Origin of the sequence: Limnobacter sp. SAORIC-580 (genome assembly GCF_013004065.1) — a bacterium.
GTDB classification, from domain to species: Bacteria; Pseudomonadota; Gammaproteobacteria; order Burkholderiales; family Burkholderiaceae_B; genus Limnobacter; species Limnobacter profundi.
This window is the reverse complement of sequence record NZ_CP053084.1, coordinates 2540014-2553177: the sequence shown is the minus strand read 5'-3', so window position 1 is coordinate 2553177 and position 13164 is coordinate 2540014. Positions and strand designations below refer to the sequence as shown.

Here is a 13164-nt window from a genome sequence, read left to right as displayed (position 1 = left end):
GTCATTTCGTGGCACTATCCAGCCATGCAAGTGTTCGCCCCTTATGAGCCCAATTTAAAGAAGATCAAGCGCCGCCAAGCCATGAGGTTTGGCATGCCTGTGCTTGTATTTTCACTTTTGATGGCTTTGCTGGTGGCCGCAGTTTACTACGCCCAGCAAGATGAACGGGATCAAAACCAGGCAAAACTGATTGCTGATGCGCTGTGGGCTCGCCAGAACATTCAGTTTCAGGTGGGGGGCTTGATCAATTCCTTGCAAGCGCTGACAAACGATTCGCTCATCTATCCGTCGGCACGGTTGGCTGCAAGCCTGAATCAGTTGAGCCGCAGCTCTGGCGAATTGGTCGCCGTGTTTCGTGGACCGGAACTGACCCCGATCGTGAACCTGGAAAACAATTTTGACGAATACGATTTGGAAGCGGTTCGTAATTTGATTTCAGCGCCGGTCAATCAGCGTTACGAGTCCCGTCTGGACGGCCTGGTTGGACCTTTTTTGTTTCAAGGGCGGCACTACGTGGCCAACGTCAGTGTGGCCCCGCGTGGAGAGGCTGTTACCGCGGGTTTGATCGACCTTGACCTGATGCTGGAAAAAGAGTTGCCGTGGTGGTTTGCACAAGACAACCAGGTTGAACTACTCGACGCCAGTGGTGCCATTTTGTCGCGCCTGGTCAAAGCCAGTCCGGGCGCTGGCGTGTACATGCACACCACTTCACTGGAACTTGGCGGGCTGCAATTTCAACTCAGGGTCAACAGCATTCAAGAAGGCCCCCGATTGTTTAACTATGGCATTACCGGCGCATTGGCGTTTTTGCTCTTGTTGCTGTTGCTGAGTTTCATCATGTTGTGGCGAGACTCCCGCCGTCGTCTGGAAATTGAAGCTCGCCTGGAAGAAGAAAAGTTGTTTCGCCAATCCATGCAAGACTCCATGGCCGTGGGTTTGCGGGTGTGGGACTTACAGGGTTTTATTCGTTATGTGAACCCGGCATTTTGCAATATGGTGGGTTATAAACCTGAAGAATTGATCGGCATTCCCCAGCCCTTGCCCTATTGGCCCAGCAAAAGCACTGAGGAATACAAAAGGTTGGTGGCTGATGTCATTTCAGGCAATGCCCCACCGGAAGGGTTCGAAACCATTTACCAGCACAAGAATGGCAAGTTCATTGATGTGCTGATTGTGGAAGCACCACTGAAAGACGGCCGGGGTGCTCACACTGGTTGGATGAGTTCGGTCATCGACATCACCGATCGCAAACGTTCGGAATCACTGATTGCCGAACAACGCGAAAAATTGCAAGCTGCTTCTCGATTTGCCTTGGTGGGTGAAGTGGCTTCCAACATTGCACATGAATTGAACCAGCCGCTGGCAACCATGGTGTCGTATGCGCAGGCGGGCATGAATTTAAGCCAGCGTGGTGCCAGCCTTGAAATGTATGGCCAGTTGTTTGAAAAGTTGCGTGATCAGGCGCAGCGCGCTGGCCGTGTGGTTGGCTCAGTTCAAAACCTGGTGCGCAAACGCAAGCCCACGCGCGAGAATGTTCGTGTGGCCGATTTGATCGATTCCATTCAGTTCATGGTCAATTCCACCGCCATGCTTCACCAGGTGCGTTTGCACTTTGACATTGGCACACCCGATTTCGTGTTGTACATCGATCGAATCATGGTGGAGCAGGCTTTGGTGAATCTGGTTAAAAATGCATCCGAGGCGTTCACGGCCTCGCAACGAATTCGCAATGTGTGGATACGTGCGCGTCAGTTGGAGAATTCCTTTGAGTTTTCAGTGCGCGATGATGGCCCCGGCTTGAGCTTGAACAATACCGAGAAAATGTTTGAGGCCTTGGTGTCGACAAAACCCGACGGGTTGGGGCTGGGGCTAAGCCTGTGCCGCTCTGTAGCCGAATCTCATGGCGGTCGCTTGAAAGCCGAGGCTGTGCCCACCGGTGGCACGTGTTTTACAATGGACTTGCCAATGGCAGTCAAAGAATCCATGGAAGGGGAGCAGTCAGTTGGAGCCAACTAAAAAAGTGCAGGTGTTGCTGCTCGATGATGATGACGATTTGCGTGAGGGCATGAAGTGGATGTTCGAAACCGTGGATCTTCCGATGCAAGGGTTTGCGAACTTTGAAAGCTTCAAGTCCAGGCTTGATGAATACATTGGCAGTGAAGCCGAGCTTTGCCTGTTACTCGACTTGCGCATGCCCGATATGTCGGGTCTTGAGGTGTTTGAGTGGTTGAAACGCAGCGGCTACAGCCTTGATCGTTTGCCTGTCATTTTTCTCACCGGGCATGGCGATATTTCTACTGCTGTTGAAGCTGTTAAAAATGGTGCATTCGATTTTTATGAGAAGCCCACCACCGATCAACGTTTGATTGAGCGGGTTAAACAGGCACTTCAAAAATCAGGTGAGTTCCTGGTCAATCTGGAAGTATTGAAACAATGGTCCGAGCGAATTGACCGCCTGTCGCCTCGCGAAAGAGAGGTGATGTTTCTGGTGGCCAAGGGCAAGCTGAACAAGGTAATCGCCTCTGAATTGGACATTTCCATGCGCACAGTTGAAGTGCACCGTGCCAATGTGTTTGACAAACTCAAGGTGCGCTCAGCTGCGGAGTTGGCCACTCTGCTGAGCCGCCTCAGCGACCGCCTTGGCTTTGATCAGTTGGCGGGGCTGGAATAAATTTCCACCATATTGGGTAGGCGAACTGCATCACCAAACAGCGGGCTCGACGTGTCTGGGTGCAGCTCCAGCACAAAAGCTTTGCGGGCCAGGCGGTTGTCCCTGAAATAGTGTTGAACTGCATCCAGCCTTTGGCTGGCCACAGCAAGATCAAGTTCAGCACTGCCCCCGGTTTGTGTACTGGATCGAATCAGGATCGGGCCAGATCTTCCTGCCTTGGTGGCGTTATTCAAGGCTTCGAGCTTGGGTAGACAGTTCGGCGGAATTTCAGTTTGTCCCGGCTTGAAATGGATCAGCAATTCAAGTCGCCGGTCTTCTCTGCGAAGAGTCAGCGCAGCTGCGGTACCTTGAGACTCTGAAAGTGCGTTGACCACACCGTTAAACAAGTCGAACGTGGGTTGGTAGCCACAGTGCATTTCCGGGTTACTTAACCTTTGAACCACGCTGTCAATTGCATTTGCTGGTTTGATCGAACACAGCACGGCAAGCGCCGACAATCCAACAATTTTTCCCGCGCCGCACTTGGTGGTTGAGCGTTTGCTCATTTCTTGTCGTCAAGGCCAGAGGTTTCAGCAGGCTTTGCTTCCGACGCAGACTCGGGTGCTGGCGTTGGTTCTGTCTGAGCAAAGCTCACTTTGATTTGATTGGCAAGCAGGTGATAAATGGACGCAGGCAAAATGCGTTTGCTAACCTGCGTGGAGATGGCCGATACGAAAATCAGCGGCATGACCAAATCATGGTTGTCGACCATTTCCAGCACAATCACAAAAGCGGTAATCGGGCAGTGCGTGACTGCGGACAAAACACCGACCATGGCCAGCAGCATCAGTGGGGCAGTCTCGCTGTTGGTTAGCCCGGCAAAAAAGTGACCAAAACCAGCGCCAATGGACAAGGTGGGTGAAAATACGCCGCCCGGTATGCCGCTGGCAAACGACACCACGGTTGCCACCATTTTCGTGAGCCAGAACATGGGTGAAAGTTCTTCACTGTCCTGAAGTGCAGCTTTTGTTTCTTCGTACCCCGCGCCGAATACCTCGGCACCAAACACCAGAGCCATCAAGGACAGCACGACCCCACACCCTGCTGCAAACCGGTAAGGAAAACGACTGCGCAAACCACCCAGAAAGCTGGTGCTTGACACCAGAATCAACATGCTTCGCCCGTAAAGACCGCCCACTATTCCCGTGAGAATTGCCAGAGTAAAGATAATCAGCCATTCCTGCCCCCAATCAATGGTGGCGTTGGAATAGCCAAAATACGAGTAGTTACCTTGAAGAATCAGCGCGACCAAGCCGGCCAGCACAATCGCCATCAGCAGGGCAGATGTATGCCGCATTGTTTTGCGACGCCCCAATTCCTCAAAAGCAAACATCAAGCCGCCCAGGGGGGTGTTGAAGGCTGCAGCAACCCCGGCCGCACCGCCTGCAATGATCAAGGAGCGCGTATCAAATAACTTGGCGATGTTGGGAAAACGACCCGCATAGGCCATCAGTGCTGCGCCAATTTGAACCGTAGGGCCCTCGCGCCCAGCGGCTGCACCCGCTGCAATCACGAATGGGGTAATCAACAGTTTGCCCAGAAATGCACGTGGGCCCAGAAGCCTCTCCATCAAACGTGGTTTGGGGTGTTTGGTGACCTTGATGGCCTGTGGAATGCCACTGCCGCCAGCGCCCCAGAAAATGGTGTTGACCAGCCACAGAGCAATTGGAAACACAACGGGAGGCAAGAGCAGCGCGACCCACATGTGCTCGGCAAACAGTTCTTTGTTCCACTCGCCTGCAAAGTCAGACATCCATGCGAAACCTACCGCAAGAAAGCCCACCAGCAGGGAAAAGGCGTAGATGACGGAGACAATCATGCCTCGGTCTGCCATAAAACGTGAAAGTCGAGCGCTTTGCGCCAGCCACTTGCTTTTGGAATTTGGCCGCACGGTGGGAGGTTTCCTGCTTGGTTGGTCAACAAGCCTTAAATTGTCGCATAAAAACAAAAAACCCTCAGGCTTTCGGCTGAGGGTTTTTCTCGGGGTTTCCCCCGTGCTGCTTTTACGCTGCTTTTTTAGCCAGCGCGGCGGCGGCTGAAACCACCACGGTCACCCATATTGCGTGCCGCGTTTTCCTTGCGGGCACCAGAAGCATGTTCGCGCTTGGGGCCTGAGGGAGCAGCTGTACCTTCGGCGCGGAAGGCTGGGCGAGCACGCTCTTCAGAGCGTGGGAAGCTTGGGCGCTCTGCGTCACGGTTCCACTTTTTAGGCGCATCGGAGTTGCCTGAAAAGCCCGAAGGCTTGCGGTCTCCAAAGGAAGGCTTGTCGCCAAACGACTTGCGTTCACCAAAGGGTTTGCGATCGCCGAATGAAGGCTTGTCACCAAACGATTTGCGTTCACCAAAAGGCTTGCGATCGCCGAAGCTGCGCTCTTCACCTTGAACAAACGGCTTGCGGTCGCCAAAACTGCGTTCTTCACGGGCTTCGTAAGGCTTGCGGTCGCCGAACGACTTGCGCTCACCAAATGCTGGCTTGTCGCCGAACGATTTACGCTCGCCAAATGCTGGCCTGTCACCATACGATTTACGTTCGCCGAAAGCTGGCTTGTCGCCATACGATTTGCGTTCGCCGAAGCTGCGCTCTTCACGGGCTTCAAAGGGCTTGCGGTCACCAAATGATGGCTTGTCACCATACGATTTGCGTTCGCCACCGCCAAAGCTGCGGCCTTCGGAACGGCCACCGCCGTTGCCAGCGTAACCGCCGCCACCGGAGCGACCACGGCCACCGCCAGGCTTGCCGCCACCACGGGGTGCTTGTGTGAAGTTGCCACGTGGCTCCAGGCCTTCCACTTGTTCTTCGGGAATGCGTGAATTGATGAAACGCTCAATGCCACGAACGCTGATGATGTCGCAGGCTTCAGCCAAGGTAACCGCAACACCACTGCGGCCAGCACGGCCGGTACGGCCAATGCGGTGCACGTAGTCTTCCGACTTCATGGGCATGCCGTAGTTGATCACGTGAGAAATTGCAGGCACATCCAGGCCACGGGCAGCAACATCGGTTGCAACCAATACCTTGATGTCGCCTTTGCGAACGCTGGCCAAACGGCGGTTACGCACTACTTGTGGCATGCCACCGTGCAGGGCGCAGGCTCGAACGCCTTCGTCAGCCAAATCGCGGGCCAGGTTTTCAGCATCAATTTGTGTGCTTGTAAATACAACAGCTTGGACCATGTCTGGGTGCTCCAGCCAGTGGTTCAGCAGCTTGCGCTTGTGGCCACGGTTGTCGGCCCACATCAGTTTTTGAGCGATGTCAGTGTTGGCTTCATTCTGAGCCGCCATTTCAATGCGCTTGGGGTTGTTCATGATGTTTTCAGCCAAACCGATAATGCGCTTGGCAAAGGTGGCGGAGAACATCAGTGTTTGAATGCGGTTGCCGCACAGCTGGTCGATGGCTTCCAGGTCTTCGGAGAAGCCCAGGTCGAGCATGCGGTCGGCCTCGTCAACGATCAGGGTGGTCACGGTGCTCAGGTTCAATTTGCCTTGCTGGGCCAAATCGAGCAAGCGGCCGGGTGTGCCCACAACAATGCGGGCACCACGCAGGCTGGCCATTTGTTTGCCGTAGGGCATGCCGCCAACAACGGTTGCGACACGAACACCCTTGGTGAATTTCACCAGGTTGATGGCGTCTTGGCTAACCTGTTGGGCCAATTCACGGGTGGGGCACAGCACCAGGCATTCTGGGCCAGCCAGCATTTCCATGGGGCTTTGTTCGCCGGTCATCATGCGATGCATAACGGGCAACAGGAAACCGAAAGTTTTGCCGCTACCGGTTTGGCTGGAAACCATCAGGTCTCCGCCTTCTTTGCCGAGTGGTACCACTTCAGCTTGTACGGGGGTAGGGGCAGTAATGTTCAAAGCATTCAGGGCTTGCAGCAAAGGCGCGGCAAGACCCATGTCATCAAATGACATAGACATGATAAAAGTTCCAATTCGATGTGGACTCAAAAATTCATCGACGAACAGAAATAAGACGACGCGGCTTGGAACTAGGTTGTTCCGGATGGTCGCAAGAGAACTGGCGGCGATGGGCAAAGCACAGCTTCTAAAGCTTGTGCCAACAAAGGCAACCCAACGCGGTCCAATGGTGAGAATCGTAAAACGACCCGTTGATTTGCAATCTGGAGCGAAGTCTACTGGGTTTGGGTGCAATGCACAAGAAAATATTGTGGGTAAAACCACAATTAGAAGAAAAACACCAACATCCCCGCAAATGTCTATCAATTTTTCCGGGATCCGGACGTTATCACCTGTAGAGGTAGTCAATCAGGACTGGATTATGAGAAAACTGAAGATATTGATGGTGGCAGGTGCTGCAACCATGCTGAGTTCATGCGATCTGTCGCAGATCCCGGGCCTGACAGGCAAATTGTCGATGGAAGACAGCAAGGCGGTGGGTGCGGCGTGCAGGCATTCTGGCCGCGCACTGGAAGATTGTTTTACCTTGAACCCAAATACACACCAATCCGGTGTGTTTGAGGGGTGGCGCGATATGAACGACTACATGTTGGCCAACGAAATCGAGGTCGTGAAACCCGAGATTCGGAATTCGGCTTTCAAGCAGGAAAAGACTTCACTTGGTTCGCCTGATCTGCAGGCCACACCGGCTGATCCTGGTTCTGCGCCGGTGGGTAGGCCTGAAGAGGCAGTGCCGCTGGCGCAGGGGCGGCAACGCTGGTTGCCCAAAGGTGTTGAAGATCCGGCTGCAACAGACTCTGCTGTGGCTCCGCCCGCCCCTGTTGGCAATGCCGATGCCACCGTGGCTGCCCCTGCGGTAAGTGCGGAAGAGGCTCCCACCCAAGAGGCGCCTGCGGCAGATTCGCCGTCGAGGCCATGGGAGCGTAAAAAGGACCCGAAGAAACACACCTGAGGACAGTGGCTGCCTGCCACAAGGTGGCACGAGTGATATCCTGAAAGTTCACAATTGCACTTCAGGATTTCACGCGTGTCAGTTCGTAAACTAGGTGGTGTACTCGTCCTTTTCAGCTTGGCTTGGCCACAAGCCGCATGGTCTAACGCAGTTGATCCTCAGGTTCGGGCTTTTCCTTCCAGCGTGACTCAGGCCTTTGTCAAAAAAGGCATTGCATCAGACGATTTCACAGCATACGCATTGCCCATTTCACCTTTCGTCCACCGAAAGCCGCAAGCTTACGCGCATGGTTCCAGTCAACTGGTCAACCCGGCTTCAGTGGCCAAGGTATTTACCACTGCGCTGGCTTTGCAAAAGCTGGAATCCACTTATCGTTTCAAAACCGGTTTTCATGCTGACGCCGAGCCGGTGGATGGTGTGTTGAACGGTCCCTTGTACATCAAGGGCAGCGGAGATCCTGCATTTTTGAGTGCTGACCTGTGGGCTTCGCTTCGACAACTTCGAACCAAAGGTGTGGATGTAATCAACGGCCCGGTTGTTTTGGATGACTCAGCATTCACCGAGCAAATGCCCAGCCTTGGCCTTGCAGAGGAAGATGCATTTGATGACGCGCCTCACCGGGCCTACCACGCGCAACCCGATGCCTTGTTGCTGAATTTTGGTGCCATGTCGATCGACCTGAAAATCAATGAAAACACGGTCGTGGTTGTGCCTGAGGATGCTCCCAAAGATTGGGCATTTGTCTCGGAAATCAATTTGACCAGTGGCGGTTGTGGTGCCTGGAAGAACGGCATGTCAGTGGATTTTTCAAAGGCCGGGCGCAATGTGGTGGTGACAGTGAAGGGCAATTACCCGCGTCGTTGCGGTCAGTCGCGCTTGCCCATTCGGGTGCCCGCGCAGGATTGGTTGTGGGAATCGTGGGTGAAGGAAATCTGGTTGCAGTTGGGTGGCAAGTTTGCCGGTCCACATGGTGGTCAAGTGATCAAAGGGGTAACACCAGCCAACACCATTGCTTTGTACACCCATTATGGGAAACCACTGAGCGACCTGATTAAGCAGATCAACAAATGGTCCAGCAATGTGATGGCTCGCCACCTTGAATTGGCGGTGGCAGGCACGCCCGAGGCTTTCAATGCCCAGCTCAAGGATTGGTTGAAGTTGCAGGGCATTTCATCAAATGACTGGTTTTTTGAGAATGGCTCGGGTTTGTCCCGAAACACACGGATTGATGCCAAAGGCTTGGCCGAGTTTTTGCGAAATATGGCGGCTCGATCCGATTTTCCTGATTTTCTGGCCAGTTTTCCGCGCGCCGGTGCAGACGGCACACTGCATCGACGCGTGAACAATCTGGATGGATTCGCCTACCTGAAAACAGGAAGCCTTAACGGTGTACGTTCTTTGGGGGGTTACCTGCGAGACCGGGAAGGGCAGTTGTGGGCAGTAGGTGTTTTGGTGAAAAGCCCGCGGGCCTATGACAGTTGGGGGCCCATGGAAAGCTTGCTTGAGTTTTTATACAGAGCCGAATGATTCAAGCCAAAAATGATGCGCTTGCCTGCAAGCCTTTCCCAATCTGGGTTTTCCTTTGTTAGACTGATCCATTACTTTCATTCACCAGCACGAGGCCGATATATGGACAACAGCAAAGACAAACTCTTTAGTGACATGAAAATTGTGTTGAGCGATGCCGAAGATCTGTTGAAAGCCGCAGCGTCATCTTCAGGCGAGCGCGCAGTCGAATTGCGTGAAAAGGCGCTGGTCAGTTTGCGTCGCGCAAAAGAGGTGATGCAAGACGCCCAATCGGCTGTACTTGAGAAAGGCAAGGCCGCAGCGCGCGCCACGGATGACTATGTGCATGATCACCCGTGGAAAGCAGTGGGTATTGCGGCAGCGGTGGGGTTCGTATTGGGTTTGATTGTTAACCGTCGTTAAAGGTTGGCTGTGCTAAATCCAAATGCAAGGGCAGCACTGAAACGGGTTGTGGCCAGTTTACTGGGCATGACCCAAACACGCCTCGAGTTGGCGGGTGTCGAGTTGGCTCAGGTTCGTCAAACTACCGTGCGTACGGTGGTTTGGTCATTGCTTACAGCATTGGCAGCTGCATTTGCGTCTTTGTTTGTTTGCATCCTGGTCATTGCCTTGGCGTGGGACACACACCGCTTTCTCGCAATCGCCGGGTGCGCAGCCTTCTATGTGGTTCTGGGTGTGTATTTTTATGTCCAGTTAAAAGACACTCTGGCCTCGCAGCCCCCCTTGTTTGAGGCAACATTGGCGGAGCTGGGGCGCGACAAGCAAGCGGTACTTGACAGTTTGGGCGGTGAGCCCCGGGAGCAGTCATGAGCAAAAAATTTGATGCCCTGGAAGCACGCAAAGAATTGTTGATGATGAAAGCCCAGCTGGAACGCATGGAGTTTGGCGGGCAGGTGGATACCTTGAAAAAGGAATTTGCCTGGGTCAATGTGTTCAGGCAGTTTGGCGGGTGGTTGGGTCAGCGCAACATGCGCGCCTTGGGCCCTGTGGTCAGTCTGGGTGGCCAATTTTGGCAAGATGGCTTGAAAAAGTATCCCCTGCTCGGCATGCTGGCCTCAACGGCACTGCTGCGTTTTCGACAGCCCATTTCCAAAGTGGCTTTGCGCGCCGGTTTGGGCGCTGTAGCCCTTGCAGCAGGCATGTTCTGGTTTCAAACGAGAAGCCCTTGGGCTTCTCGTTCGGCGACTGAGCCTTCTACAGACCCAAGCGACTCATAAGTTCTCGCACACGTTCATCCAGCTTGGGGTCAGGCTGAATGCTCCGGCCCCATTCACGCGTGGTTTCTCCGGGCCACTTGTTGGTGGCGTCCAGTCCCATCTTGCCACCCAGCCCACTCACCGGGCTTGCAAAGTCGAGATAGTCAATCGGGGTGTTTTGTATCAACACGGTGTCCCGCACTGGATCCATCCGGGTGGTGATCGCCCAAATAACCTCCTTCCAGTCGCGCGCGTTCACGTCATCGTCCACGACCACAATAAACTTGGTGTACATGAATTGGCGCAAAAAGCTCCAGGCGCCCATCATGACTCGCTTGGCGTGCCCGGCATACGCTTTTTTCATGGAAATTACTGCCATGCGGTAGCTGCAGCCTTCTGGAGGCAGGTAAAAGTCCACAATTTCCGGGAACTGCTTTTGCAGTATCGGTACAAACACCTCGTTCAAAGCCACACCCAATACGGCAGGCTCATCAGGTGGTTTGCCAGTGTAGGTGCTGTGGTAAATGGCATCGTTGCGCAGCGTGATGCGGTCCACAGTGAATACGGGGAACCAGTCTTGCTCGTTGTAATAACCGGTGTGGTCGCCGTACGGGCCTTCCAGCGCGCAGTCCCAACCCTTTAGGTATTCTGGCACGGGTGGGGGTTCTCGAAGCACGGTGACACCGTCGCGTATCTTGGGCACTTCGCCGTCGGTTCTGCCTTTGCGGGCGGCCACGGCAATTGGGTGCTCATAGGGGTAAATATGACCTTCCAGCACCATTTCCGCTTCAGCCGGCACCTGTAGTTCATTGCCTTTGCAGGCTACAAGCTCGGTGCGGCTGCCGCGCAGCAAACCAGCAAACTGGTATTCCGAAAGGGTGTCGGGTACAGGCGTCACCGCACCCAGAATAGTGGCTGGGTCTGCGCCCAGGGCCACTGAAATTGGGAAAGGTTGACCGGGATACTTCAGTGCATGGTCGCGAAAATCGAGCGCACCGCCCCGGTGGGCGAGCCAGCGCATGATCAGCCGGTTTTTGCCAATTTGTTGTTGACGGTAAATACCCAGGTTTTGGCGTTTGCGATTTGGGCCTTTGGTGACCACCAAACCCCAAGTGAGTAAAGGGGCTGCATCATCGGGCCAGCAAGTCCAAATGGGTATCTGGTTCAGGTCAACGTCGGGGCCCTCTACTACGTTTTCATGGCATGGTGCTTTACTGACCACTTTTGGGGCCATTGACAGCACCTGTTTCACCAAAGGCAACTTGTCCAGTGCGTCTCGCATTCCCTTGGGTGGTTCAGGTTCTTTCAGGTAGGCCAGAGTGCGGCCAATGTCCCGCAGCGCCTCGGTGTTGCTGGCACCCATGCCCATGGCCACACGTTTTGGTGTGCCAAACAGGTTGCCCAATACACGGTGTTTGTAGCCTTCGGGCGCGTCAAACAACAAAGCCGGGCCTTCGGCGCGCAGCACTTTGTCGCAGAGGTGGGTCATTTCCAGAATTGGACTGACCGATTCGGGTACTCGCTGAAGTTCACCTTCTTTGTAGAGTAAATCGATGAAGTCTCGAAGGTTCTTGTATCGCATTGTGAAAAAAACTGCCTGTTTGTGGTCCGAAAGGAACAGTTAACAAGAAATTACAACCCACACCTAGAGGGCTTTTTCAAGCCCCCCAAAAGCGCATAACGCCTAGCGATGGGGGTAAGTTCTTGTTTTGAGTAGAAAGACTCTACCAGATTTTGGATTGACCACTGCCCGGGTTGACCCTAGAATCCGGTCAGCTTTGTGACAGGTATCACCTAAGTCACACAAACGCAGTTGGAGGGTAAAACTTGAGGGAACTCAAGTCTGCCTAACTTCATCTTAAGAGTGTTTTAACCATGCAGTACTTGTTGTAGTTGGTTAAAGCAGAACGTTCTGCCTCACGGACAAAATGGAGGCAGATGCACCGCTGAGTCAAACAATGCAGGGTTAAGCCTGCGTTTGCGTAGCAGAGGAGGTTGCATGAAGCAGTACGAAACCGTTCTGAGCGTGAATGGCCAGCAGGTCCAGTCTCAGAATTTACTTCAATCTTTGAAACATGCCGTCACAGGTCTCGGTGTGGCAACGTCAGTTCTGGTAGCTGGTGCAGTGGCAATTCTGCTGTCCAACGCTGAACTTCGCAGTCAGGTGTTTTTCTCTGCCCCCGTGCAGGCAATTTTCGCCACTGAAATCGACTTGCTCAGCACTGGCCTTGCAGCCGGTGGTGCTGAGGTGGTTAACAACACAAGCAAGGCTTCGGGCACCCCGTCGGGTTCCAAAAACCTGATGCCTGTGAAGTTCAATTCGATTGATTCGAGCAAACCGCTGACAGCAGGCCAACGTCAAATTACGTCGTATTTGGCAAAGCGCTACAGCGTATCGCCCGAGGCAGTGGAGTCTATTGTTCGTTTGGCCTACAAGGTTGGCAAGGAAGAGAAAGTAGAGCCCACCCTGATCCTCGCGATTGTGGGTATCGAGTCCTCTTACAATCCATTTGCGGCAAGCCCAGTCGGTGCGCGCGGTTTGATGCAGGTGATGCCCAAAATTCACAAAGACAAGTTTGAGGCTTTGTCGCCGGGCGACTGGTCACCCCTGAATCCTGAAATGAACATGCGTGTTGGTGCGAAAATCATTCGCGAATACACCCGCCGTACTGGTTCTGTTCATGCGGGTCTTCGCTGGTATGTTGGCGCAGCCATTCACGGTAATGATGGTGGCTATCCCGGCAAAGTGTTGGCCCTGAAATCCCGAATTGATTCAGCGTATCAACAAGGCAGCTTGGTTGCCTCTAGAGAAAACAACCAAAAAGTATCTGCCGTGTCTGTGGCTGGTTCGGAAGGCTAAA

The 13164-nt window shown here is 53.7% G+C and carries 12 protein-coding genes; 8 read left to right on the top strand and 4 right to left on the bottom strand.

Features of this window, described 5'->3' with window-relative positions:
- Positions 1-24 precede the first annotated feature (24 nt).
- Together HKT17_RS11965 and HKT17_RS11960 are read left to right on the top strand one after the other, a co-directional pair.
- Positions 25-2016 (top strand): two-component system sensor histidine kinase NtrB, encoded by a 1992-nt coding sequence (locus tag HKT17_RS11965; protein WP_171100321.1) that lies wholly within the window; start codon positions 25-27, stop codon positions 2014-2016.
- Entirely contained in the window at positions 2003-2671 is a 669-nt protein-coding gene (locus tag HKT17_RS11960) for a response regulator transcription factor (RefSeq protein WP_240965796.1), read from the top strand. Before HKT17_RS11965 ends, HKT17_RS11960 begins: the two co-directional genes overlap by 14 nt.
- Here the strand turns inward: HKT17_RS11960 and HKT17_RS11955 are convergent.
- The 3 genes from HKT17_RS11955 to HKT17_RS11945 all read right to left on the bottom strand — a co-directional run bounded on the left by HKT17_RS11955 (position 2650) and on the right by HKT17_RS11945 (position 6628).
- Entirely contained in the window at positions 2650-3216 is a 567-nt protein-coding gene (locus HKT17_RS11955) for a hypothetical protein (RefSeq protein WP_171100319.1), read from the bottom strand. The two genes, HKT17_RS11960 and HKT17_RS11955, sit on opposite strands and share 22 nt — an antisense overlap.
- Positions 3213-4601 (bottom strand): chloride channel protein, encoded by a 1389-nt coding sequence (locus HKT17_RS11950; protein WP_171100317.1) that lies wholly within the window; start codon positions 4599-4601, stop codon positions 3213-3215. Before HKT17_RS11950 ends, HKT17_RS11955 begins: the two co-directional genes overlap by 4 nt.
- Positions 4602-4726: 125 nt before the next feature.
- Positions 4727-6628: a DEAD/DEAH box helicase gene (locus tag HKT17_RS11945; protein WP_171100315.1), complete on the bottom strand. Its 1902-nt coding sequence runs from the start codon at positions 6626-6628 to the stop codon at positions 4727-4729.
- A gap of 361 nt (positions 6629-6989) precedes the next feature.
- Between HKT17_RS11945 and HKT17_RS11940 the strand changes: the two genes are divergently transcribed.
- From HKT17_RS11940 to HKT17_RS11920, 5 genes are all read left to right on the top strand, one after another.
- A complete protein-coding gene (locus HKT17_RS11940; RefSeq protein ID WP_171100313.1) occupies positions 6990-7580 on the top strand; it encodes a hypothetical protein in 591 nt (196 codons plus the stop codon).
- 75 nt (positions 7581-7655) lie between these two features.
- Positions 7656-9107, top strand: coding sequence for a D-alanyl-D-alanine carboxypeptidase/D-alanyl-D-alanine endopeptidase (gene dacB / locus HKT17_RS11935; RefSeq protein ID WP_171100311.1), 1452 nt, complete (start codon positions 7656-7658; stop codon positions 9105-9107).
- A gap of 102 nt (positions 9108-9209) precedes the next feature.
- Positions 9210-9509 (top strand): ElaB/YgaM/YqjD family protein, encoded by a 300-nt coding sequence (locus tag HKT17_RS11930; RefSeq protein WP_105027111.1) that lies wholly within the window; start codon positions 9210-9212, stop codon positions 9507-9509.
- Between the two features lie 9 nt (positions 9510-9518).
- A complete protein-coding gene (locus HKT17_RS11925; RefSeq protein ID WP_255411411.1) occupies positions 9519-9917 on the top strand; it encodes a phage holin family protein in 399 nt (132 codons plus the stop codon).
- Positions 9914-10324: a hypothetical protein gene (locus HKT17_RS11920; RefSeq protein ID WP_171100309.1), complete on the top strand. Its 411-nt coding sequence runs from the start codon at positions 9914-9916 to the stop codon at positions 10322-10324. Before HKT17_RS11925 ends, HKT17_RS11920 begins: the two co-directional genes overlap by 4 nt.
- On the opposite strand, the gene HKT17_RS11915 is transcribed toward HKT17_RS11920, so the two are convergent.
- Positions 10302-11885: a UbiD family decarboxylase gene (locus HKT17_RS11915; RefSeq protein ID WP_105027108.1), complete on the bottom strand. Its 1584-nt coding sequence runs from the start codon at positions 11883-11885 to the stop codon at positions 10302-10304. The two genes, HKT17_RS11920 and HKT17_RS11915, sit on opposite strands and share 23 nt — an antisense overlap.
- A 417-nt stretch (positions 11886-12302) precedes the next feature.
- Here HKT17_RS11915 and HKT17_RS11910 point away from each other — a divergent pair, with 417 nt between their 5' ends.
- Entirely contained in the window at positions 12303-13163 is an 861-nt protein-coding gene (locus HKT17_RS11910) for a lytic transglycosylase domain-containing protein (RefSeq protein ID WP_171100307.1), read from the top strand.
- Position 13164: the final 1 nt, after the last annotated feature.